Origin of the sequence: Hydrogenophaga sp., assembly GCF_025699295.1 — a bacterium.
GTDB lineage: Bacteria > Pseudomonadota > Gammaproteobacteria > Burkholderiales > Burkholderiaceae_C > Hydrogenophaga.
In genome coordinates this window covers 26,171-49,376 of the sequence record NZ_JAILWB010000026.1, presented here as the reverse complement: position 1 = coordinate 49,376, position 23,206 = coordinate 26,171, and the positions used below count along the sequence as shown (strand labels likewise).

At 65.5% G+C, this 23,206-nt stretch carries 16 protein-coding genes; 8 read left to right on the top strand and 8 right to left on the bottom strand.

What is annotated here, in order from left to right:
- Positions 1 to 324: 324 nt before the first annotated feature.
- Positions 325 to 540 (bottom strand): Hsp20/alpha crystallin family protein, encoded by a 216-nt coding sequence (locus K5880_RS21400; protein WP_297657370.1) that lies wholly within the window; start codon positions 538 to 540, stop codon positions 325 to 327.
- A gap of 365 nt (positions 541 to 905) precedes the next feature.
- Here K5880_RS21400 and K5880_RS21395 point away from each other — a divergent pair, with 365 nt between their 5' ends.
- Genes K5880_RS21395 through K5880_RS21385 form a run of 3 tightly spaced genes read left to right on the top strand, consistent with a single transcriptional unit; the run spans position 906 to position 6,802 of the window.
- On the top strand, positions 906 to 2,405 hold the full coding sequence (locus tag K5880_RS21395) for an FAD-linked oxidase C-terminal domain-containing protein (protein ID WP_297657368.1): 1,500 nt from the start codon (positions 906 to 908) through the stop codon (positions 2,403 to 2,405).
- 51 nt (positions 2,406 to 2,456) lie between these two features.
- Positions 2,457 to 6,320 carry a PAS domain S-box protein gene (locus K5880_RS21390; RefSeq protein WP_297657366.1) on the top strand — a complete coding sequence of 1,288 codons (3,864 nt, stop codon included), beginning with the start codon at positions 2,457 to 2,459 and terminating at the stop codon, positions 6,318 to 6,320.
- On the top strand, positions 6,317 to 6,802 hold the full coding sequence (locus tag K5880_RS21385; RefSeq protein ID WP_297657364.1) for a response regulator: 486 nt from the start codon (positions 6,317 to 6,319) through the stop codon (positions 6,800 to 6,802). Before K5880_RS21390 ends, K5880_RS21385 begins: the two co-directional genes overlap by 4 nt.
- 12 nt (positions 6,803 to 6,814) lie before the next feature.
- On the opposite strand, the gene K5880_RS21380 is transcribed toward K5880_RS21385, so the two are convergent.
- Both K5880_RS21380 and K5880_RS21375 read right to left on the bottom strand, forming a co-directional pair.
- Positions 6,815 to 8,635 carry a carboxyl transferase domain-containing protein gene (locus K5880_RS21380; protein WP_297657415.1) on the bottom strand — a complete coding sequence of 607 codons (1,821 nt, stop codon included), beginning with the start codon at positions 8,633 to 8,635 and terminating at the stop codon, positions 6,815 to 6,817.
- 112 nt (positions 8,636 to 8,747) lie between these two features.
- Positions 8,748 to 9,050 (bottom strand): RNA-binding protein, encoded by a 303-nt coding sequence (locus tag K5880_RS21375; protein WP_297657361.1) that lies wholly within the window; start codon positions 9,048 to 9,050, stop codon positions 8,748 to 8,750.
- A gap of 267 nt (positions 9,051 to 9,317) precedes the next feature.
- Between K5880_RS21375 and K5880_RS21370 the strand changes: the two genes are divergently transcribed.
- On the top strand, positions 9,318 to 12,263 hold the full coding sequence (locus K5880_RS21370; RefSeq protein WP_297657359.1) for a bifunctional diguanylate cyclase/phosphodiesterase: 2,946 nt from the start codon (positions 9,318 to 9,320) through the stop codon (positions 12,261 to 12,263).
- 36 nt (positions 12,264 to 12,299) lie between these two features.
- On the opposite strand, the gene K5880_RS21365 is transcribed toward K5880_RS21370, so the two are convergent.
- Positions 12,300 to 13,670 (bottom strand): glutamine synthetase family protein, encoded by a 1,371-nt coding sequence (locus K5880_RS21365; protein WP_297657357.1) that lies wholly within the window; start codon positions 13,668 to 13,670, stop codon positions 12,300 to 12,302.
- An 85-nt stretch (positions 13,671 to 13,755) separates the two neighbouring features.
- On the bottom strand, positions 13,756 to 16,734 hold the full coding sequence (locus K5880_RS21360; protein ID WP_297657355.1) for an L-glutamate gamma-semialdehyde dehydrogenase: 2,979 nt from the start codon (positions 16,732 to 16,734) through the stop codon (positions 13,756 to 13,758).
- Between the two features lie 104 nt (positions 16,735 to 16,838).
- On the opposite strand from K5880_RS21360, the gene K5880_RS21355 reads away from it, so the two are divergent.
- Positions 16,839 to 17,312: an Lrp/AsnC ligand binding domain-containing protein gene (locus K5880_RS21355; protein WP_297657353.1), complete on the top strand. Its 474-nt coding sequence runs from the start codon at positions 16,839 to 16,841 to the stop codon at positions 17,310 to 17,312.
- Between the two features lie 20 nt (positions 17,313 to 17,332).
- Here the strand turns inward: K5880_RS21355 and K5880_RS21350 are convergent, their stop codons facing one another.
- Positions 17,333 to 18,958 (bottom strand): hypothetical protein, encoded by a 1,626-nt coding sequence (locus tag K5880_RS21350; RefSeq protein WP_297657351.1) that lies wholly within the window; start codon positions 18,956 to 18,958, stop codon positions 17,333 to 17,335.
- A complete protein-coding gene (locus K5880_RS21345; RefSeq protein WP_297657349.1) occupies positions 18,951 to 19,475 on the bottom strand; it encodes a hypothetical protein in 525 nt (174 codons plus the stop codon). Before K5880_RS21345 ends, K5880_RS21350 begins: the two co-directional genes overlap by 8 nt.
- 202 nt (positions 19,476 to 19,677) lie before the next feature.
- On the opposite strand from K5880_RS21345, the gene K5880_RS21340 reads away from it, so the two are divergent.
- Positions 19,678 to 20,226 (top strand): DUF3617 domain-containing protein, encoded by a 549-nt coding sequence (locus K5880_RS21340; protein WP_297657346.1) that lies wholly within the window; start codon positions 19,678 to 19,680, stop codon positions 20,224 to 20,226.
- Here K5880_RS21340 and K5880_RS21335 read toward each other — a convergent pair.
- Positions 20,210 to 20,920 (bottom strand): YggS family pyridoxal phosphate-dependent enzyme, encoded by a 711-nt coding sequence (locus K5880_RS21335; protein ID WP_297657343.1) that lies wholly within the window; start codon positions 20,918 to 20,920, stop codon positions 20,210 to 20,212. The genes K5880_RS21340 and K5880_RS21335 overlap by 17 nt on opposite strands.
- A 39-nt stretch (positions 20,921 to 20,959) precedes the next feature.
- Between K5880_RS21335 and K5880_RS21330 the strand changes: the two genes are divergently transcribed.
- Both K5880_RS21330 and K5880_RS21325 read left to right on the top strand, forming a co-directional pair.
- Positions 20,960 to 22,003: a type IV pilus twitching motility protein PilT gene (locus K5880_RS21330; RefSeq protein WP_297657341.1), complete on the top strand. Its 1,044-nt coding sequence runs from the start codon at positions 20,960 to 20,962 to the stop codon at positions 22,001 to 22,003.
- Positions 22,004 to 22,026: 23 nt separating this feature from the next.
- Entirely contained in the window at positions 22,027 to 23,163 is a 1,137-nt protein-coding gene (locus tag K5880_RS21325; RefSeq protein WP_297657338.1) for a PilT/PilU family type 4a pilus ATPase, read from the top strand.
- Positions 23,164 to 23,206: the final 43 nt, after the last annotated feature.

The following is a 23,206-nucleotide window of genomic DNA, read 5'->3' as shown; positions in this document are numbered from 1 at the left end:
CCCCTCCGCAACCCGAATCGATCTGGCGGCCGAACGACGAAACCCTCGTGCAGGACAGACAGGTTCGCATGGAATTGACCGCAAGGGTCCACGGCGCATTGCCCATCACGGGGGGCGGAGTGGCACCGTCACACCCACCGAGGCGCCAGCGGAGGTCTTGCAGCCTCCCGATCCAATCTCGCCAGCGCGCGGTACGCGCCCCATCTGAAACAGGTCTTGCACTTTGAAGCGCGTACCCGGGGATACAACAGTTCAACCTCGTTCTACTTCGACGGGGTCTTGAACTCGTGGCGATTCGCAACGAGTGAACGCCGCACCCCCGCATCAATCGATGTTCAGCCGCTGTCCCGCCATGGCCACTCGCGTGGGCAGCGACAGGCGCAGCACCCCGTTGTCGTACTTCGCCCTGGCATTGCCCTCGTCGATGTCCTGCGGCAACTGAAAGCTGCGCGCCACCGCAGCGTGGAAGCACTCGCTGCACAGCACCTTCTCGCCATCGGTCTGGCGACCCAGCTGCTTGAGTTCAGCGCGCAGGGGCACGATGGCTCCGTCGATGGTGACGTGGATGCCGGTCGCTCGGCTTCCACTACGCAGGCGTCAGGCGTTTCCTTCACGTCCCCCTTGATCCGGACGGGAAGGCCTTCGCCGTGCAGGGGTTCACATGGAAGCCGAGCGCCACGTCCTTGAGGAAGTCGTCAGACAGGCTGTCACGGGTGACAAGTCCGGTCATGGTGCATTTTCCTGGGGCATGGCTGCGCGACATCGAACCACCCGATGCGCCCTGGCTGGTGGCGGCGCCGGCGAATTTCAAGAATCAGCCGATGGCCTGATGTCAATGTCTGCTGTAGATTATTTCAATGCCGCGCGGAGCCTGGAGCCCTACACTGGATCACCGATTCGCCACCATGAATTCCCCCACCACGTCTCATCCCCGGCAACTGCAACGCACACCCCGTCAGGCTGTGGTGGTGCGCGCGCTGCAGGCCGTCGTACCCGCGCACGCGCTGCTCTGGCAGGCGGAGGACACCGTGCCCTACGAGTGCGACGGGCTCACGGCTTACCGAGAGCGCCCGCTGGTGGTCGTGCTGCCCGAAAGCGAAGATCAGGTCGCTGCCGTGCTCAAGGTCTGCCACGGCCTGAGCGTGCCAGTGGTGGCGCGCGGCGCGGGCACCGGCCTGTCGGGCGGCGCCATGCCGCATGCACTGGGTGTGACGCTCTCGCTGGCAAAGTTCAACCGCATCGTTGAGATCGACACGCGCTCGCGCACGGCCGTGGTTCAGGCCGGCGTGCGCAACCTCGCCATCTCCGAGGCCGCCGCGCCCCTGGGCCTGTACTACGCTCCGGATCCCAGCAGCCAGATCGCCTGCACCATCGGCGGCAACGTGGCTGAAAATTCGGGTGGCGTGCACTGCCTCAAGTACGGCCTGACGCTGCACAACGTGCTGGCGGTGCGCGGCTTCACCGTGGAAGGCGAACCCATCACCTTCGGGGGCGATGCACTCGACGGCCCCGGCCTGGACCTCCTGCCACTCGTGATCGGCAGCGAAGGCATGCTGGCGGTGACCACCGAGGTGACCGTCAGGCTGGTGCCCCGGCCGCTGCTGGCGCGCTGCATCATGGCCAGCTTCGACGACGTGCGCAAGGCGGGTGACGCGGTGGCTTCGGTCATCGCGGCCGGCATCATCCCTGCCGGTCTGGAGATGATGGACAAGCCCATGACGGCCGCGGTGGAAGACTTCGTGCACGCAGGTTACGACCTGGACGCTGAGGCCATATTGCTGTGCGAGAGCGACGGCACGCCCGAGGAGGTGGCCGAGGAGGTCGGCCGCATGAGCGAGGTGTTGCGCAACTGCGGCGCCACCGCCATTGCCGTCAGCCGCGATGAGGCCGAGCGGCTGCGCTTCTGGAGTGGCCGCAAGAACGCATTCCCCGCCAGCGGTCGCATCAGCCCCGACTACATGTGCATGGACTCGACCATTCCGCGCAAAAACCTGGCCGACATCCTGCTTGCCATTCAGGCCATGGAAAAAAAGTACCGACTGCGGTGCGCCAATGTGTTCCATGCGGGTGATGGCAACCTGCACCCGCTGATCCTGTTCGACGCCAACGACCCCGACCAGTTGCACCGGTGCGAACAGTTCGGCGCCGACATTCTTGAGACCAGCGTGGCCATGGGCGGAACGGTCACGGGCGAACACGGCGTGGGCGTGGAAAAGCTCAACAGCATGTGCGTGCAGTTCTCCGCCGAGGAGAACGCGCAGATGTTCGGCGTGAAGCGGGCGTTTGATACCAATGCGCTACTCAACCCCGGCAAGGTCATCCCCACCCTGCAACGTTGTGCTGAGTACGGCAGGATGCTGGTGCGCGCGGGCCGGATTGCGCACCCTGAACTGCCCCGTTTCTGACTGTCAAATATCACGTATGCGCGCTGGCCCGCTGGGGTACAGTTGTGCCGGATGAGCTCCCTCTTTCCGTCACAGGACCGGCGCCCTGACGCCCAAAGGCCCGAGAAGGCGGCCCTGGAGCGGGAGCGTGCGCTGTTGCTGGAGCTGGAGACGCTGCGCGCGGAGAACGAGCACCTGCGTCGCGGCTATGCGCAGCGCCTCAGCGGCCAGGGCGATCTCCGTGCGTCTGGAGCACCCCAGTTTCAGGCACGTCTTCCCCTGGCGCTGGAGGCCACGCTTGACAACCAGCCCGGACTGACCTCCCAGAACGCCCAGCTGGAATACGAAGCCCTGTTCGCTGCAATGGCGAGCGTGTTCCCGATCGGCGTCTTTCGCACCGACCACGCGGGCGTGCTCACCCATGTGGACGAACAGCTGCAGGCCATTTTTGCCCTGGAGCGCCACGACTTCCCCAACTTCGGCTGGCTCAATCGTGTGCACCCGGAAGATCTGGAGCGCGTGCAGCAGCACTGGGTACGGGGCATTTCCACCGGCGAGAGCCTGAGTATCGAATTCCGCCTGGTGCGCCCGGGCGACGAAATCGTGCATGTTCTCGTGCGCAACGCGGCGTTGCGCGATGCCGATGGTGCGATCACCGGCCATCTCGGCTTCATGCAGGACGTCACGCCGATGCGCTCACTGGAGGCCGACGCGCGCATCAAGGACGAACTCAACCGCCAGATCATTGCCAGCAGCCCCGACTGCACCAAGGTGCTCGACCTGCAAGGCCGCGTCGTGCAGATGACCGCCCAGGGGTGCCGGTTGGTCGAGGTGGACGACTTCGACGAAGTGCGCAACAGCGACTGGACGACCTGGTGGCCAGACGATGGCGCCCTGCTCTCGCGCGAGGCGCTGGAGAGCGCGCGCCAAGGCAAGAGCGCGCGGTTCGTGGCCTTTGGCAACACATTCAAGGGCACACCGAAGTGGTGGGACACCATGGTCACGCCCATCTGCGACGCCCATGGCCAGCCTGTCATGCTCCTGGCTGTCTCGCGCGACATCACCGCCCTGCACCAGCAGCAGGAAGAGATCCAGCGGTTCAACGCCGAGCTGGAGGACCGGGTGCGGCAACGCACGGACGAGCTCGCAGAAGCCAAGGAGCGTGTGGCCCTGGCCTTGCGCGACGCACAGACCCTCTACAACCAGGCGCCCTGCGGCTACCACTCCGTGGACGCCAACGGCGTGTTCGTGCTGATGAACCGCACCGAACTGGAGTGGCTGGGTTACGACCGCAGCGAGGTGATCGGCCAGATGCGCTTTCGCGACATCGTCACACCCGATCAGGCCGGCGCCGCCCTTGAACGGCTGGATCGCATGGTGCGGGGCGAGAAGGTCGAGGCCGCGGAGTTCACCATCCGGCGCCGCGATGGCAGCACGTTTCTTGCCCTGCTGAGCAGCACCGCCGTGCAGGACAACCAGGGCCGGTTCGTTCGCACCAACAACACCGTGATCGACATCACCGATCGCAAGGCCGCCGAGAACGCGCTGACGGCGCAGAGCAACTTTCTGCAGGCCATCACGAACAGCGTGCCGGTGCAGCTCGCCTTTTTCGACCGCGACCTGATCTGCCGCTTCGCCAATGCCAGCTACGCGCGCTGGGCCCAGGGCGACACTACTCAGATGGTGGGCCTGCACCTGAGCCAGATCGCGCGCCCCCAGGACTTCGAAAGCACCCGGGTACGGCTGGCGGCCGCGCTGTCGGGCGAGATCCAGCGCTTCGAGGGCGAGCGCGCCTTCCCGGACGGCCATCGCTTCTACGCCAGCATCGAGTACACGCCGTACTGGCAGGCCGGTCAGGTGCAGGGCATCATCATCCAGATGATCGACATCTCGGACCGCAAGGCATCCGAGGATCAGGTGCGCGAAGCCAACCAGCAGCTCAACAACGCGCTGATGCAGGCCCAGGCGCTCTACAACCAGGCTCCCTGCGGATACCACTCGCTCGACATCACCGGCACCTACGTGTCCATCAACGACACCGAACTCGAATGGCTGGGTTATTCCCGCGAAGAGGTGGTCGGCAAGAAGAACTTCCGCGACTTCATGCTGCCCAACCAGACCGACTTGCTGGACGGCAGGATGCAGATGATGCTGCATGACGACGCCCTCGACGCGGTGGAGTACGGGCTGCGCCGCCGCGACGGCAGCACCTTCCATGCGCTGCTGTCCTCGTCCGCGGTGCGCGACGCCGAAGGCCGCTTCCTGCGCAGCAACACCACCCTGGTCGACATCACGCGGCGCAAGGCAGCCGAGACCGCCTTGCGCAACAACCAGCGCTTCATGCAGACCATCACCGACCACGTGCCTGGCCTGATCGCCTACCTCGATGCGGGCCTGCACTTCCGTTTCGCCAACGCCGAGCACATGCGCGTCTATGGCATGGATCCGCAGCTCGTCATCGGCCAGCACATCGGACAATGCGTGCGCGCCGACGTGTGGGCCGACATCGAACCTCGCATGCAGGCCGCGCTGGCCGGACAGCCCCAGCACTTCGAAACCTGGCGGCCAACGGTCGACGGGAATCAGATTTACGTGAGCGCCAACTACCTGCCCGATTTCAATGAAGAGGGTGTGGTGCAGGGCCTGTTTGTGCAGATCATCGACATCACGGAGCGCAAGCGCGTCGAGGAACGCGTGGTCCACCTGAACGAGGAGCTGGAGCAACGCATCAGTGAACGATCGGCCGAACTGCTGGAGAGCGAGCAACGCTTCCGCCTGATGGTGGACAACCTGCGCGATTACTGCATCTTCTTCATGGATGCGGACGGCACCATCACCGACTGGACCGACAGTGCGCAGCGCATGGACGGCTACTCGCCCACCCAGATGCTGGGCCGCCACTACGGCGTGCTGTTCGACCCGATCAACCCGGAGCACGGTAAGGTGAGCGCCAACCAGATGCTGCGGCTGGCCGCCTCCCGCGGCCAGCACGAACTGCACAACTGGCACACCCGCAAAGACGGATCGCAGTACTGGTCGCACTCGGTGCTGATTGCGCTGCGCGACGACGCGGGCGAGCTCATGGGTTTTGCGAAGATCAACCGCGACATGACCGACGCGAAGCGGCTCGACGACCTGATGCGCAACATCAACGACGAACTGGAGAACCGCGTGGTGGAACGCACGGAGCAATTGCTCGCCGCCAACAAGGACCTGGAGTCGTTCTCCTACTCGGTCTCGCACGACCTGCGCTCACCCCTGCGCCACATCTCCAGCTTCGTCAGCCTTCTGGAGGAACACCTTGGGGGCAACTGCGACGAGGTAAGCGCCCGCTACCTGGGCACCATCGGCAACTCGGCGCGGCACATGAGCCAGCTCATCGACGGCTTGCTGGCCTTCTCGCGCCTGGGCCGCTCGGCCGTGAACCTCACCGCCGTGGACTTCACGCTGCTGGTGGACGCGGTGGTCAGCCAGATCGGACACGACACCGAAGGTCGGGTGGTGGATTGGGTGGTCGCCCCGGACCTGCCGGTGGTACAGGGCGACGCGCTGCTGCTGCGCGAAGTCTGGGCCAATCTGTTGGGCAATGCCTACAAATACACCCGTCCGCGTGAAAGAACGCGCATCGAAGTGGGCTGGAGCGTGGACCCCGTGGTGGGCTACACCTTCTTTGTTCGTGACAATGGTGTGGGTTTTGACACAAAATACGCCCAGAAACTGTTTGGCGTTTTCCAACGCCTGCATCGAGCCTCGGAGTTTGAAGGCACTGGCATCGGCTTGGCACTCACGCGGCGCATCATCGAGCGACACGGCGGCACCATCTGGGCTGAAAGCCAGCTCGGAGAGGGCAGTGTGTTCTATTTTTCGCTACCTTTTGAAGGCGCGCATGGGCTTGAGTCCCCCACGGACTCCATGCCGGCCGCACTGGAACCATGAGCAAAAACGCCGACGCCATCCTTCTCGTCGAGGACAATCCGGACGATGCCGAGCTGACCAAGCTGGCGCTGGCGCGTCATGGACTGGACGGGCGGGTGACGCATGTGTCCGACGGCATGCAGGCGCTGGACTACCTGCACCGGCGCAACAGCTTCACCAACCGCTCGGGAAGCAACCCCATGCTGGTGCTGCTGGACCTGAAGATGCCGCTGCTCGACGGAATTGGCGTGCTCAAGGAAATCAAGGGCTCTGACAACCTGCACCACATCCCCGTGGTGGTGCTGACATCCTCCACCGAGCCCAGCGACTTGCTGCGCGCCTACGATGCCGGCACCAACGCCTACATCGCCAAGCCTACCGAGTTTTCGCAGTTCCTCAGCGCCATGAAGCATGTGTGCGAGTTCTGGATCAACATCAACCAGACCGCGCCACAACTGCCCAGTGCGGGCGTTCGTACCACCGGTTTCGGCGACCTGATGTAAGGGCGCCAGACCTCACCAGGTGTCGATGAAACGCCTCGCGCGAGGAGCCGACACCCGGGCACCCGCCAACCCCCTGGTCAGCCAGTCGCGCGTGAGCGCTGGGTCGATCACCGCATCGATCTCCAGGGTGCTGGCCATCTGCACCGCCGAACCGTTCGCGTATTGCTGCGCCAGCAGGCGCTCGAACAGTGCCTCGCGCTGCGGCCCTTCGGGCATCGCCGCCAGTTCCTTGCGGTAGCCGAGTCGCACCGCACCCTCCAGCCCCATCGCGCCAAACTCGGCCGTCGGCCAGGCAACCGTGAAGACAGGCACATGAAAGCCGCCTGCCGTCATGCCCATGGCACCCAGGCCGTAGCCCTTGCGCAGGACAACGCTGAATACAGGCACCCGCAGATCGGTGGCCACCACGAAGAGGCGGCTGACATGGCGCACCTGGGCAAGCGCCTCCACCTCGGGCCCGACCATGAAACCGGGCGTATCCACCAGGGTGACGATGGGCAAGCCATGGGCGTTGCACAGTTGCATGAAGCGCGCGGCCTTGTCGGCGGCATCGGCATCGATGGCGCCGCCGAGATGCAGCGGGTTGTTGGCCATCAACCCGACCGGGCGGCCTTCGATGCGCGCCAATGCTGTGTGGATGCCGACGCCAAAACCGGTGCGCAGCGACAGCAGGCTGTCCACGTCGACAAGCCCGTTCATCACCGCCAGGGTGTCGTAGACGCGCAGGCGGTTCTCCGGCACCAGGTCGCGCAGCGCCGCAGCGTCCGGCGCCTGGCCATCGGGGACGCAACCCTGAAAGAACGACAGGTAGTGCCGGGCGACGGCCACCGCCTGCGCCTCGTCGTCGACCAGCACGTCGATCACGCCATTGGCGTGCTGCACGGTGCTCGGCCCGATCTCCTCGGGGCGGTACACACCCAGGCCACCACCTTCCACCATGGCGGGCCCCCCCATGCCGATGTTGCTGCCCCGGGTGGCAATCACCACATCGCTGCAGCCCAGCAGCGCCGCGTTCCCCGCGAAGCAGCGGCCGCTGACGATGCCGATCACCGGAACCTGGCCGGACAGTCGCGCGAAGGCCGCGAACGTGCCCACATGCAGGCCAGCCACGATGGGCATGTCGGTGTCGCCAGGCCGGCCTCCGCCGCCTTCGGCAAACAACACCACCGGCAAGCGCTGCTCCAGCGCAATGCCAAGCAGGCGATCGGTCTTCTGGTGGTTGCGCATGCCCTGCGTCCCCGCGAGCACGGTGGCGTCGTAGGCCATGACCACCGTGCGCGCGCGTGCGGCATCAAAGTGAGCCCCATTGACCGAGCCGATGCCGGTGACCATGCCGTCGGCCGGGGTGTTGGCGATCAGGTCTTCTTCGCTGCGGCGGCTGCGCTGTGCGGCCACCGCGAGTGCACCGTACTCGAGAAAGCTGTCCTCGTCGCACAGGTCGGCAATGTTCTCGCGCGCGGTGCGCAGGCCCAGCGCGTGGCGCCGAGCCACCGCTTCAGGCCGGGCGGCATCCCGGGTGAGCGCATCGCGATCCAGGAATCGCTGCAGATCGCCTCGGTAGCCGTTCGCCCGCGCGAGGGTGCCGTCGAACGGTGCCATGGTCGCGGGCTGCGAATCGCCCTCGCGCAAGGGCTCCGCGCGCAGGAGCATCTCGCCCGGTTGCACCGTTTCGCCTTCGCCGAAGAACAACTCCAGGACGCGGGCGGGCGCATCGGCATGCAACTCGTGCTCCATTTTCATGGCCTCCAGGATGACCAACAGGTCACCCGGGCGCACGGTATCGCCAGGTGCGACCAGCCATTGCACGATCTGAGCCGCGAGAGGAGAGCGCAAGGAATTCATCCGCCGATTCTGCGTGGCGCCCTGGCCCAAGCAGGTCAATCGGGAGACACGGGGGAAAGGGGCATGCGCCGCCGCTCGGGCCGGGCGCGCGGCGCAGGAAGCATCAGTAGATGTCGGAGTCGGCCCACTGCGACGAAGGGCCGTCCTCGGCCGTCACGGGTACGTTGAGGTTGAGCACGAACACCACCTCGCCGCCAAAACGGCCCACGCCCAGGCTCTTCATGAGTTGCTGCTCCTGCTCGGGGCGTTCCATCCGCAGGAAGCAGATGGCCTGCTTCGTGCCTTCGTGCATGGCCGTGAGAATGTCCAGCCGCGTGATACGTCCGAATTCGCTGCACAACTGGTGCAGCGCTGTCTTCAGACTGGAAACGTCGCTGTACTGCCTGAGTTCTGCGAGTGTGCTCACAATCAACCCCTTTGTGTATTCGGTTCGGCGGTGGCGATGCGCTGGCGCGGGGGCTCTGCCTGAACAGGCAGCACGTGGCATCGACGATGGGCTATGTTAGAACACAAGCAACAAAAACAAACATTTTTGTTACAAATACCCAATCTGCCGGCGCACCGCGTGCAGAAGTTCACACGCCCTTTGCCAGCTTAGGCCTCGTCCATGTGAGGCTGATGACAGCGGGTCTGTATGCTGGACCCCCCGAACGAACCGATCCGCACCCACTGCATGCGCCACGGCCAAGACAAACTCCTTCACACTGCTGCGGACCTCGGCTCCGAGCGTGCTGGTGCGTCTCCGGCGCCGCCCTCGCGGGACGAGCTGGACCGGCTGGCCGAGATGGCGGCCCGACTGCAGGCAGTGGAAGCGGCCCTGCTGGTGGATGCGTCGCGCTCACCGCCCGAGGTGCTCGGCCAGCATGGGCTGGCCGCGGCCGATGTGGACGCCGTGATCGGCGCATGTGCAGGCTGCGTGGAACAACCCACGCAGGAAGGCTGGTTGCCCGAAGCGCACGACGGTGCGCCCTCTTTCCAGTACGGCCACTGGTTGCCTCTGCCAGTCGGCGTGGGACCGGCGGGCGCGGCCCTGCTGCTGCTGGACCGACAACCGCGCGAGCGACCCGCACCTGGCTCGTTCGCGTTGCTATCGCTGGCACAGCACGCCGGTGATGTACTGACACTGGTGCGGCGCTGCGAGCAAAGCGAGCAATACAACGCCACCATGCTGCGCGAGAGCGAGAGTCGCCTCAATCTGACCGAGCATACTGCTGGCGCCGGCAGCTGGTCACTGCAGTTGTCCACCCGCGAGGTGGTGCACTCGGACGAATTCGCCACCATCCTCGGACTGGCCGATCACCACCACGTCCGCAACCTCGAGGATATGGTGCAGCGCTACACCCCCGAGTGGCGCAATGGCATCCGCCAACGTCTGGAGCGATGCGCGCAGCATGGGGAAAGTTTCGACGAGGAGATCCAGATCACGTCCGAGGAAGGCCCGCCGAAATGGGTGCGCACCGTCGGTACCGCCGTGCGGCGCGCCAATGGCGAGATCGTGCGCATCCAGGGTGCGATCCAGGACATCTCGGCGCAGAAGCAGGCGCAGCAGGACACCCTGCGACTGGCCATGCGCCTGACCACCACGCTGGCCAGCATCACCGAGGCTTTCGTGACACTGGACCGGCAGTGCTGCTTCACCTACCTGAACCAGGAGAGCGAGCGCCTGCTGCAGAAGACCACCGCCGAGCTGCTGGGCCTGGAAGTCTGGCAGGACTTCAGCCCGGGCCTGGCGCAGCGTCTCAAGGAACAGCTCACCAGGTCGCTCAACACCAACCGCCGCGTCGAGCTGGAAGACTTCTTTCCCACACTTGGCAAATGGCTGGAGGTGCGCGCCTACCCGTTTGCCGAAGGCCTTGCGGTGTATTTCCGGGACGTGACCGAGCGGCGCCGCTCGCAGGAACAGCTGATGCTGCTGGAGACCAGTGTGTCCCGGCTCAACGACATCGTGGCGATCGCGGAGACCGGTGCCAGCAACGACCAGGAGCCGCGCATCGTTTTCGTGAACGATGCCTTCGAACAGCACACCGGCTATAGCCGCGCCGAGGTGCTGGGGCAGACGCCGCGCATGCTGCTCGAACTCGATCCGGCCATCGCCAAGCTGCGCGAGCTGGCGCACAACCTGCAACAGGCGCGGCAGGCCCGCACCGAACTCATGGTCCGGCGCAAGAACGGCGCCATGTTCTGGGTCGAGCTGGAAGTGGTTTCGGTGCAGGCCACGGCCGAGGACATCACACACTGGGTGGCGGTTGGTCGCGACATCACGCAGCGCAAGACCGCCGAGGACATGATCCGCCACTTGGCGTTCTACGACGCGCTCACGGACCTGCCCAACCGCCAGTTGCTGCTGGATCGACTGCAACAGGCCCTGGCAGCGAGTGCGCGATCGGGCCAGCACGGCGCGTTGATGTTCATCGACCTGGACAACTTCAAAATCCTCAACGACACGCTCGGCCACCACATGGGCGACCAGCTGTTGCAGAAAGTGGCCCAGCGCCTGACACGCAGCGTGCGCAAGACCGACATGGTGGCGCGTCTGGGCGGCGACGAATTCGTGGTGATGGTCGATGACCTGAGCACCGACCCAGACGCCGCGGCCTTCAAGGCCACGGCACTGGCCGAGAAGGTGCTGAACACCTTGCGCGAACCGTTCCAGCTCACCGGCCACCAGCACTTCGCCACACCCAGCATCGGTGTGACCTCGTTCAACGGCCAGCAGAGCGACGTGGGCGAACTGCTCAAGCAGGCCGATCTGGCGATGTACCAGGCCAAATCGCTGGGCCGCAACACCCTGTGCTTCTTCGATCCGGGCATGCAGGCCACGGTGAGCGCCAACGCCACCGTCAGTTCCGACCTGCGGGTGGCGCTGGCCGAACAGCAGTTCGTCGTGCACTACCAGCCACAGGTGGACCGCGTGGGCGTGATCACCGGGGTGGAGGCGCTGGTGCGCTGGCAGCACCCGCAGCGCGGTCTGATCTTTCCGGCGGACTTCATTCCCGTGGCCGAAGACACCGGCCTGATCCTGCCGCTGGGCCAGTGGGTGCTGGAGACCGCCTGCGAACAGCTCGCGAGCTGGGCCGACCGGGCACAGACCGCGGGCCTGAGCATCGCGGTCAACGTGAGCGTGCGCCAGTTCCGCCACCCCGATTTCGTCGACATGGTGATGGCCGCGATCCAGCGCACCGGCATCCGGCCGCACAAGCTCAAGCTCGAGCTCACCGAGAGCCTGCTGGCCGACCGCATGGAGATCACCATCAACAAGATGGGCATGCTCAAGGCGCTGGGCGTGACGCTCTCGCTGGACGATTTCGGCGTGGGCTACTCCTCGCTCTCGGTGCTCAAGCGCCTGCCGCTGGACCAGCTCAAGATCGACAAGGGCTTCGTGGCCGATGTGCTGACCGATCCGAACGACGCCGCCATTTCGCGCGCCATCATTGCGCTGGCGCAGAGCTTGAGCCTGCAGGTCGTGGCCGAAGGCGTGGAGACGCAGGAACAGCGCGACTTCCTGGCCTACCAGGGCTGCGACCAGTTCCAGGGCCATCTGTTCGCCAAACCGCTTCCCATCGAAGCGCTCGACGCCCTGCTGCAGAACCCCACCGCGGGCATGCTGGTGCTCTCCTGACCGCGCCTCGCGTCGCAGCCACGGGAGAAGAATCCCTCAGACGTGCAGCAGCAGGAAACGCCGCTCCCAGGGGCTGATCACGTCGAAGTACTCCCGGTATTCGGTCTCCTTGATGGCGCTGTAGGTCTGGATGAAGTGCTCGCCGAACAGATCGACCAGCGGCGCACAAGCCATGAGTTTTTCCACGGCGTCGTCCAGGTGCCGGGGCAACTGGTGCGGCTGTTCGTAGGCGCTGCCCGTGAGGGGTTCACCCGGCTTGATGCCCTGCTTCATGCCCAGGTAACCACAGGCCAGACTGGCCGCAATCGCCAGGTAGGGGTTGACGTCCACGCCTGCCAGGCGGTTCTCGACCCGCCGGTCCTGCGGGCCGGAATGCGGCACGCGCAGACCGCAGGTGCGGTTGTCAAAGCCCCAGCTCAGGTTGATGGGGGCCGACGTGAAGCGCGAGAGGCGTCGGTACGAATTCACATAGGGCGCGAAAAAGGCGGTGGCGGCGGGCAGGTAGGTCTGCAGGCCTCCGATGTAGTGGAAGAACGCCTCGGAGGGTTCACCGTCCGCACGGCTGAAGATGTTCGCGCCCCCATCGATGCCGACCACGCTCTGGTGGATGTGCATCGCACTGCCGGGCTGGCCCTGCATGGGCTTGGCCATGAAGGTGGCGTACATCTGGTGGCGGATCGCCACTTCGCGGATGGTGCGCTTGAACAGGAACACCTGGTCGGCCAGCGGCAGCGGGTCGCCGTGGTCGAGGTTGATTTCCATCTGCGCCGTGCCCATCTCGTGGATCAGCGTGTCGAGCTGGATGCCTTCGGCCTCGCACCAGTCGTACATGACATCGAAGATGTCGTCGTACTCGTTGATGGCGTCCATCGAAAAGCTCTGCATGCCCGCTTCCGTGCGTTTCGTGCGCCCTACCGGGGGTTTGAGCGGAATGTCCTCGTCGGCTTCGACCTGCACCAGGTAGAACTCCATCTCCGGCGCGACCACCGGCTTCCAGCCCTCGTCCGCATACAGGCGGAGTACACGGCGCAAAACGTTGCGCGGCGACAGGTCTACCGCCCGCCCGTCGAACGTAAAGCAGTCGTGGATGATCTGCGCCGTGGGCTCCTTGGCCCAGGGCACGGGACGCAGCGTGTTCGGATCGGGCCGCAACAGCATGTCCGGATCGGCCACCGAGGTGAAATCCTTCTCGGGGTAGTCGCCGGTGACGGTCATGGCCAGCACCGCCTCGGGCAGGCGCAGGCCCACGGCCGGGTTGTACTTGTGGCGCGGCACGATCTTGCCGCGCGCCTGGCCGGCCATGTCCGGGATGATGCATTCCACTTCGGTGATGCGGTGTTCATCCAGCCATTGCTGGATGCGCTGGGCGTCTGGAGATCCGGTGGTAGCGGTGGAGCTGTCGGCCATGGTGTGCGTTTCGGACGGGTGGAGGTCGGCGCGGATTGCGTCGCGCCACTGTAATCCGTCCCTCTCTCGCCGATCGGGCCGCTTGCTAGCGGGTGAACAGCGCCACGTTGCCCCCCGCAGCGGTGGTGTTGATGGTCAGCGTCTGCTCGGCGCAGAAGCGCTGCAGGTAGTGCGGGCCACCGGCCTTGGGGCCGGTGCCGCTGAGGCCTTCGCCGCCGAAGGGCTGCACCCCCACCACGGCGCCGATCATGTTGCGGTTCACGTACACATTGCCCACACGCGCCGCGCTGGCCAGTGACTGCGCGCGGCTGTCAATGCGCGTCTGGATGCCCAGTGTCAGCCCGTAACCCAGCGCGTTGATCTGCCGGACGATGGCCAGCGGGTCACCCTTCCAGCGCACCACCTGCAGCACGGGGCCGAAGATTTCCTGCGTCACCTCGGAAATCGACCCCATCTCGAACATCTGCGGCGCGATCGGTTGCGGCCAGGCGGGAGCAGCGTCAGGCGCGTCCAGCAGCGGGCACGCCTGGGTGTGCAGGCGCTGCAGATGGCGCGAAATGCCCTCGAACGCCTCGGCATCGATCACGGGCCCCAGGTCCGTCGCCAGATCGGCCGGATCGCCCGCGACCAGCTCCTTCGCCGCACCCCGGATCATCCCGATCACGCCATCGGCCACCGCCTCATGCACGCACAGCAGGCGCAGTGCCGAGCAGCGCTGCCCCGCACTGCGGAACGCGCTCTGCACCACGGCATCTGCCACCTGCTCGGGCAGGGCCGTGCTGTCGACCAGCATGGCGTTGATGCCACCCGTCTCGGCGATCAGGGGCACGATGGGACCGTCCTGGGCGGCCAGCGCGCGATGGATGAGCCTGGCGACCTGGGTCGACCCGGTGAACACCACGCCCGCCACGCCAGGCTGGGCCACCAGGGCCGCGCCCACGGTCTCGCCCGGGCCATTCAGCAGTTGCAGGGCATCGGTGGGCACGCCAGCCGCATGCAGCAGCCGCACCGCCTCCAGCGCGATGGCCGGCGTCTGCTCGGCCGGCTTGGCCAGCACCGTGTTGCCCGTGACCAGCGCGGCGGCCACCTGGCCCGTGAAGATGGCCAGCGGAAAGTTCCAGGGGCTGATGCAGACCCAGGCACCACGGCCTTCCAGTCGCAAGGTGTTGCTCTCGCCGGTGGGACCCGGCAGGGCATGCGGCGCCATCACGCGCTCGGCCTCGTTGGCGTAGTAGCGCAGGAAGTCGATCGCTTCGCGCACCTCGGAGATCGCATCTGCCCAGCCTTTGTGCGCCTCCTTGACCAGCATGGCGCACAGGCGAGGCAGTTGCTTCTGCATCGCATCGGCCGCACGGCGCAGGACGGCTGCACGCTCGGCCACCGGCGTGTGGTTCCATCCCGCAAAAGCCTGCACGGATCGCGCCATCGCGGCATCGGCCTCCCCCGCACGGGCTTCGGGCACAGCGGGCAGCACCAGCGCGGCGTGCGCGGCCAGCAGCGGATCGCGGTGCGCCACCACGGCCAGGTCCAGGCCCAGGCTGTTGGGCCGGGCAGGACCGTACAGCGCCTCGGGCAGAGGCAAGCTGGCCGCATCTGCCGCTTCGGTGCCCGACTGCGTCAGCGGCGACAGCAACAGCTCGTCCATGCCCACGGACTCGTCGGCCAGCTGGTGCACGAACGAGGAATTGGCGCCGTTCTCCAGCAGGCGGCGCACCAGGTAGGCCAGCAGGTCGCGGTGGGCGCCCACGGGGGCGTAGACGCGGCACGACACGGCCGGGTTCTTCAGCACCTCGCGGTAGATGCCCTCCCCCATGCCGTGCAGGCGCTGCAACTCGAACGGTGCGGCGTGTGTCCCGGCCATCTGGAGGATGGCGGCGATCGTGCCCGCGTTGTGCGTCGCGAACTGCGGGTAGATCGCGTCGGGCACATCAAGCAGCGCCTTCGCGCAAGCCAGGTAGCTCACGTCGGTGTGGGGCTTGCGGGTGAACACCGGGTAGGCTGGCAGGCCCAGCTCCTGCGCGCGCTTGATCTCGGCATCCCAGTACGCGCCCTTGACCAGGCGGCACATGAACTTCAGCCGGTGGCGGCGCGCCAGCGTGGCCACGTGCCCGATCAGCTCGACCGCGCGCGTCTGATAAGCCTGCAGCGCCAGGCCGAAGCCCTGCCATTGCGGGCAGTGCTGCGCCACCAGCGAGGCCAGGGCCTCGAACACCTCCAGCGAGAGCTCGAGCCGGTCGACCTCCTCGGCATCGATGGTGAGGTTGAGGTTGGCCGCCGCAGCACCTTCGCACAGCAGCCACACGCGCGGCACGAGTTCGCGCATCACGCGCCCGTGCTGCGCGTCCTCGTAACGCGGGTGCAGCGCACTGAGCTTGATCGAGATGCCGTCGTTGCCGCTCGGGTGGCGCGTGGGGTCGGCGCTGGCGGCGATGACCGAGATGGCATTCTGGTAACTCGCCAGGTAACGCAGCGCGTCCTCCTCGGTGCGGGCGCCCTCGCCCAGCATGTCGAAGCTGAACCCCAGCTGTGGCTGGCGCTTGCGCGCCGCGGCGGCCTCCTTCAGGCCTGCCTCGATCGTCTGGCCCAGCACGAACTGGCGGCCCAGCAACTGCACCGCGCGCAGCGTCGCAGCCACCACGGTCCGGGCACCGAGCTTGCTCATCAGGCCGGGCTCGCTGTCCGCCTCGGGCAGGAAGTGCTTGGACATCGCGATCGCGGTCGACGACAGACGCGCCAGCGTCGAATCGGCAGCACCCTCGAAGTCCGCCCGCCCCAGCTGGTCGGCCGTGAGGGCGATGGCGGTCTCCGCGTCCGGCACGCGCAGCAGGGCCTCCGCCAGCCGCATCAGGGCCAGACCCTCGGCGCTGGAGATCGGGTACTCCTTGAGCAGGCTCTCCATCGCCCAGAAGGGCGGCGGGTTCTCACGCACCGCGCGCACCCAGGGGGCGGCCTGCCGCGCGGCAGCGGCCCAGTCCAGCGCGCCGTCGAGCGCGGCCAGGCGCTCGGTCAACACCCCGGATTCCGGGCGGTAGGGGAAGGGCAGGCGGTCTGCGGCGCGGGACATGGTGAACTCCAGAAAGACAAAGAAGCTGTGAATCTGCGCATCATCCCGCCTTAATTGATGAGTTTTTATCTAAATTTTCCTCACATAAAGGATAATTACTCAACATGGAAGCTGGCATTGCCGAACTCGACCGCGTCGATCTCAAGATCCTGCGCCTGCTGCAGGCCGATGGCCGCATCACCAACCTCAAGCTCGCCGAGGCGGTGGCCCTGTCGCCCACCGCCGTGCTGGCGCGCACCCAGCGCCTGCAGCGCGACGGCTACATCCTGGGCTTTGAAGCGCGCCTGGACCCGCTCAAGCTCGGGCGGGGGATGCTGGTCTTCGTCGAGGTGCTGCTCGACCGCACCACCCCGAACGTGTTCAACGAATTCAAGGCCGCGGTGCAGGTGCGCGACGAAATCATGGAGTGCCACATGGTCGCCGGCGGTTTCGACTACCTGCTCAAGACCCGCATGGCCGACATGGCCGCGTACCGCGACTTCGCCGGCAGCGTGCTGTGGCAGTTACCCGGCGTGCGCGAGACGCGCACCTACGCGGTGATGGAAGAAGTGAAGAACAGCTCGCGGCTGCCGTTGTGAGCGCACCGCCCGTGCAAAGACTACCCACTGCCCTCGCAGAGAAGGCGTCTTTGCTCATTCTCGTGAAGTGCTTCAAGGTACCGTGAGTAGCGACGCTCCTCAGCGACCAGGCGCTCGTGCTCGGCTGCCCACCATGCGTCAAAGTCGTGCGCATTCAGCAAGGCGCCGCCGGTTTCATGATAGGGCTCGCTCCAACGACTTTCCGGGCCGTACGTGTTGCTCCAGAGCAGTAGCCTGCGCGAATGGAAGTGAACGCTGGCATGGGGCGAGCCCCGCGCCTCCACCAATCGGGCATTCAAAGGCTGGCCATCGCCGTAGCGAGAGAAAGTCATGGTGCTCAATCTCACCACCGTCCCGCCCGGTGCACCCGCATAGGCGCTCAACTCATCGGGCTGCATTAGGCCATTGTGGCTAAACCGAGGGACGCGTTCCTCTACGCACTCCTCCAGCACCACATAGGGCTCTTCCCAGCCTTCCACGGGATGGGCCCCCCAGGTGCAGCGCGCATAACCACCCATCCCCTGCCCAACGTACTCGACGTTCCACCAGCCTCCAGCCCACCGTTCTTCAAGGGATCTCTGTTGCACATACCAGCGCCCGTCATCGCTCTTGGTCCAGGTCCGGGGGTAGCTGGAATGCTGCACAACGCTGTCGAGGCTGTGGGTCGCGACGACTGGAGCGTAAACCGCAGAGGGATACGGACCATGCGGCTCGGTTGCCCTTACGAAATCGGGAAGCGGTCCCCAAGGCTGGCGCGGCAAGGCATCCAGCTCTCGCAAAGCCGCCAGCACGTGGCCCCGGACGCTTCCAGACGTTGCCAGCGCCGAATTCAGGTAGATCTCGAGCAAGCCATGCCCGATCAGGTCGCGTGAGCCATTGAGACCGGGCGGACGGTCCAAATAGGGCAGGATCTCGTCCGTGTTGGGGGCCACGGAGCCAGTCAGGCGCAAGGCGTTGATGACAAGGTCTTTGTCAGCCAGGGTATGGGGCCCCGACAACATGGGCGACGCCGGGGCCACGTGCACCACCTTCACCGAGTTCGCGTCTGCCCGGGTCAGCGCGTGGGCATGGGCCTGATTCACGAAGAGGTTGCCTTGGGAATGCGCGAGGAACAGCATCTTCTTCTGCAGTCCTGCCCAGAGATCAATCTGCTCTCGATGGCGCGCGGCCACCTCCCCCATGTTCGGCGTCCCCAGACCCCTGGTCAGCTCACGCATCAGCGCGGCGCGCGACAGATCGAACAGGTCGTCGAGAAATCCCACCAGACTCGGGATCGCCGAGGTCAACGCCGTCCACCAGGAACCCTCGCCCCGCGTGGCCGAGAAGAACAGTTCGAACCGTCCGGCCAGCAGGCCACCGTGCTCCTGCAGCCGTTGATCGAAGGTCTCCACGAAATCGGCGAAGCCCTGGATGTCGTTGTAGAAAAGCTCGTAAGTGATGGGCTCGCCGGCGGGCGTTCTCGGCCCGTATAGATCTTCCAGCTTGCGTCGTGCTTCACCCGCCTGGGACAATGTGGTCTGCACACCGTTGAAAAATCCGAACATCACGCCATTCTGATCACATTGCTCTTGCGACACGGCCGACAGAGGCATCGCAAATGGCAGGAGCAGGCAAAGGCGTCGCCAGGCAAGGAGTGCGTCAGTCACAGCCACGTCCTTTGTAAGAGGTAGACACGGAGCCACTGGCCGCCTTGTTGAACTGAAGGTACGCCCGAAGACGGTCCTTGGTGTTGGTGGTCATGGCTTCCAACTGTCGAGACAACTCAGCGCCTTCCGTCCCAGCAAAGGTGTCGAAAAGGCAATCCACGGCTCTCGCAGTGGACACCACGGACTGCTCCATCGCCCCAGCATCGCTCTTGTCCACCAGAAGCATCTGTTGGAACGCCCGCGCCGTCTGCATCGCTGCCGCGCGCTGCGCAGGTTCGGTGTATTTCCTCTCGATGTGCGCTTCGATGTCGTCGCGAACACCGTTGGCGTTGGCATCGATCCCACCCAGCGTTGACTCCCGTTCAAGCTTCGGCAGCTCGCCGCCGGCCTCGAGCTGAGCGACTGCCTCTTGAGGCGTGGACGCCGAATTTCCTCCACCACCGCATGCCGCCAACAAGCAGATCAGCCCCAGCGCGCCCATGCGCGAGCACGCGGCAAAGCCACAACCCTGTTTCATCTGGATGTCCTCCCTCGGGTTGCCCGTCGCCGGATGACCCATCCATCCAGCGGCACACAATGTAGTCAATTGGAACTACGCATACCCTTGGGAGCACCCAGCAGCTGCCACCGGGCTAGCGGCGGTGTGGTGACCGATTGCCATTTCCGTTGACACGGCAAACCGCCGTCCCACAATGACGCGTCTCACCATCGGAGCCGACATGCCCAGAACCATTACCACCATCCTGCTGCTCGGCGCCCTCGCCCTTGGCGCCACCGCACACGCCCAGACCGCCCGGCCGGGCCTGTGGGAGATCCAGAACAAGATGGGCGGCAACGCGCAGATGGACCAGGCCATGGCGCAAATGCAGCAGCAGATGGCCAGCATGCCGCCCGCTCAGCGCAAGCAGATGGAAGACATGCTGGCAAAGCAGGGCATGAGCATGCCCAAGGCAGGCTCAGGCGGCGCCATGGCGATGAAGGTCTGCATCACGCCCGAGATGGCGGCCAAGCAGGACATGCCCATGCAGACCGAGGGCGACTGCACAACCACCATCACCTCGCGCAGCGCCACCGCGCTCAACATGAGCTTCGTCTGCAGGAACCCGCCTTCCAGCGGCGAGGGCAGCTACACCTTCAGTGGCGACACCGCCTACACCATGAAGATGCAGATGAAGACCACCCACCAGGGCAAGCCGCAGAACATGACCATGGACGGCCAGGGCAAGTGGCTGGCCGCCTCCTGCGGCAACGTCAAGCCGATGAAGTGACCCTGACGGGGCGGCTGCCGAACACCGCCCGGCCCACGCGCACCATGGTCGAGCCGGCAGCCACGGCCGCTTCCAGGTCGTCGCTCATGCCCATGGACAGCGTGTCGAGTGCGTAACCCTCGGCCCTGAGCCGGTCGAACAGCGCGCGCGCCTGCAGGAACAGGACGCGTTGCGCCTCGAAGCCGTCGGCCGGTTCGGGGATGCACATCAGACCGCGCAACCGCAGTCGGGGCAGGGCCGACACCGCAGAGGCCAGCGCAGGCAGGGCATTGGGCGCGACACCGGATTTGGTGAGACCGCCGTCCACATTGACCTGCAGGCACACCTGCAGCGGAGGCAGGCCCTCGGGGCGCTGTTCGTTCAGGCGTTCGGCGATCTTCAGGCGGTCCACCGACTGCACCCAGTCGAAGTGCTCGGCCACCAACCGCGTCTTGTTGCTCTGCACCGGCCCGATGCAATGCCATTCGATCGGCTCGGTCGACCCGCGCAGCATCAGGATCTTCTCGACACCTTCCTGCACGTAGTTTTCACCGAACGCGCGCTGGCCGGCGGCGTGTGCCTGACGAACGGCATCGGGCCCGAAGGTCTTGGAAACCGCCAGCAGCGAGACCTCGTCTGCCTCACGTCCGGCCTGCGCGCACGCCCGTGCGATCCGCTCGCTCAAGCCTTGGAGATTGCCTTCAATCGTCGTCATAATCAGCCGTCATACCTCAACACCGCACGGGACCCCGGGATGGATATCACCCAACTGCTTGCCTTCAGCGTCAAGAACAAAGCATCCGATCTTCACCTCTCGGCCGGCCTCCCACCCATGATACGGGTGCATGGCGACGTGCGGCGCATCAACGTCGAACCGCTGGACCACAAGTCGGTCCACGGCATGGTGTACGACATCATGAACGACAGTCAGCGCAAGCAGTACGAGGAGTTCCTGGAGTGCGACTTCTCGTTCGAGATCGAGGGCCTGTCGCGTTTTCGCGTCAACGCGTTCAACCACAACCGCGGCGCCGGTGCGGTGTTTCGCACGATTCCCAGCAAAATCCTCACCCTCGAACAACTCAACGCGCCCAAGATCTTCGGTGACCTCGCACTGCGCCCCCGCGGCCTGGTTCTGGTGACGGGCCCGACCGGTTCGGGCAAGTCGACCACGCTGGCCGGCATGGTCAACCACCTCAACGAGACCGAGTACGGCCACATCCTGACGGTGGAAGACCCGGTGGAGTTCGTGCACGAGTCGAAGAAGTGCCTGGTCAATCAGCGCGAGGTGGGCCCACACACGCTGAGCTTTGCCAACGCGCTGCGCTCGGCCCTGCGAGAAGACCCGGACGCGATCCTGGTGGGTGAAATGCGCGACCTGGAAACCATCCGCCTGGCGATGACCGCCGCCGAAACCGGTCACCTGGTGTTCGGCACGCTGCACACATCGAGTGCGGCCAAGACCATCGACCGCATCATCGACGTGTTCCCCGCCGAGGAAAAAGACATGGTGCGCGCCATGCTGTCCGAATCGCTGGTGGCTGTGATCTCGCAGACGCTGTGCAAGAACAAGGACGGTTCCGGCCGCGTGGCCGCGCACGAGATCATGCTGGGCACCAGCGCGATCCGCAACCTGATCCGCGAGGCCAAGGTCGCACAGATGTACTCGGCCATCCAGACCGGCAACAGTGTGGGCATGCAGACGCTGGACCAGAACCTGTCCGAGCTGGTCAAGCGCAACGTGATCAGCCCGGCGGAAGCACGTGGCAAGGCCAAGATCCCCGAGAACTTCCCGGGCTGATTTCAAGAGAAGGGGCAGGACACATGGAACGCGACCAGGCATCCAAATTCATCAACGACCTGCTGCGCCTCATGCTCAGCCGTACCGGCAGCGACCTGTTCATCACGGCCGACTTCCCGCCCGCAATCAAGGTCGACGGCGCGGTGGTCAAGGTATCTCCGCAGCCGTTGAACGCCACGCACACGCTGGCGCTGGCGCGCGCCATCATGAACGACAAGCAGGCCGCGGAATTCGAGCGCACCAAGGAGTGCAACTTCGCGATCTCGCCACCTGCCATCGGGCGCTTTCGCGTCAGCGCCTTCATCCAGCAGGGCAAGGTTGGCATGGTGCTGCGAACCATTCCCGCCGTGCTGCCGACCATTGACAAGCTCGGCCTGCCGCAGGTCCTCAAGGACGTGGCCCTGTCCAAGCGCGGCCTGTGCATCCTGGTGGGCGCCACCGGCTCGGGCAAATCCACCTCGCTGGCCGCCATGGTCGACTGGCGCAACGAGAACACGCACGGCCACATCATCACCATCGAAGACCCGGTGGAGTTCGTGCACCCGCACAAGAACTGCGTGGTCACGCAGCGCGAAGTGGGCCTGGACACCGACAGCTGGGAAGCCGCGCTGAAGAACACGCTGCGCCAGGCGCCCGACGTGATCCTGATGGGCGAGATCCGGGACCGCGAAACCATGGAACATGCGATCCAGTTCTCGGAAACCGGTCACCTGTGCCTGGCCACGCTGCATGCCAACAGCGCCAACCAGGCGCTGGACCGCATCATCAACTTCTTCCCCGAAGAGCGCCGCCCGCAGTTGCTGATGGACCTGTCGCTGAACCTGCGTGCCCTGGTCTCTCAGCGCCTGGTGCCGCGGCAGGACAACAAGGGCCGGCACGCTGCGGTGGAGATCATGCTGAACTCGCCGCTGATCTCCGACCTGATCTTCAAGGGCGACGTTGCCGAGATCAAGGAGATCATGAAGAAGAGCACGCAGATGGGCATGCAGACCTTCGACCAGGCACTCTTCAACGCCTTCGAAGCCAACCTCATCACGCTCGAAGACGCCCTGCGCAACGCCGACTCGCTCAACGACCTGCGACTGCAGATCAAGCTCAACAGCCAGCGCGCCAAGTCGCTGGACCTGGCCGCGGGCACCGAGCACCTCACGATCGTGTAAAAACACCCCCGCGCCGCGCCCTTCGGCGCGTCACCCCCTCAAG

Excerpts from the sequence above, each read along its gene's own strand:
- K5880_RS21395 (WP_297657368.1), top strand. The coding sequence starts at position 906 with ATGAATTCCCCCACCACGTCTCATCCCCGGCAACTGCAACGCACACCC.
- K5880_RS21390 (WP_297657366.1), top strand. The coding sequence starts at position 2,457 with ATGAGCTCCCTCTTTCCGTCACAGGACCGGCGCCCTGACGCCCAAAGG.
- K5880_RS21385 (WP_297657364.1), top strand. The coding sequence starts at position 6,317 with ATGAGCAAAAACGCCGACGCCATCCTTCTCGTCGAGGACAATCCGGAC.
- K5880_RS21370 (WP_297657359.1), top strand. The coding sequence starts at position 9,318 with ATGCGCCACGGCCAAGACAAACTCCTTCACACTGCTGCGGACCTCGGC.
- K5880_RS21365 (WP_297657357.1), bottom strand. The coding sequence starts at position 13,670 with ATGGCCGACAGCTCCACCGCTACCACCGGATCTCCAGACGCCCAGCGC.
- K5880_RS21360 (WP_297657355.1), bottom strand. The coding sequence starts at position 16,734 with ATGTCCCGCGCCGCAGACCGCCTGCCCTTCCCCTACCGCCCGGAATCC.
- K5880_RS21355 (WP_297657353.1), top strand. The coding sequence starts at position 16,839 with ATGGAAGCTGGCATTGCCGAACTCGACCGCGTCGATCTCAAGATCCTG.
- K5880_RS21345 (WP_297657349.1), bottom strand. The coding sequence starts at position 19,475 with ATGAAACAGGGTTGTGGCTTTGCCGCGTGCTCGCGCATGGGCGCGCTG.
- K5880_RS21340 (WP_297657346.1), top strand. The coding sequence starts at position 19,678 with ATGCCCAGAACCATTACCACCATCCTGCTGCTCGGCGCCCTCGCCCTT.
- K5880_RS21335 (WP_297657343.1), bottom strand. The coding sequence starts at position 20,920 with ATGACGACGATTGAAGGCAATCTCCAAGGCTTGAGCGAGCGGATCGCA.
- K5880_RS21330 (WP_297657341.1), top strand. The coding sequence starts at position 20,960 with ATGGATATCACCCAACTGCTTGCCTTCAGCGTCAAGAACAAAGCATCC.
- K5880_RS21325 (WP_297657338.1), top strand. The coding sequence starts at position 22,027 with ATGGAACGCGACCAGGCATCCAAATTCATCAACGACCTGCTGCGCCTC.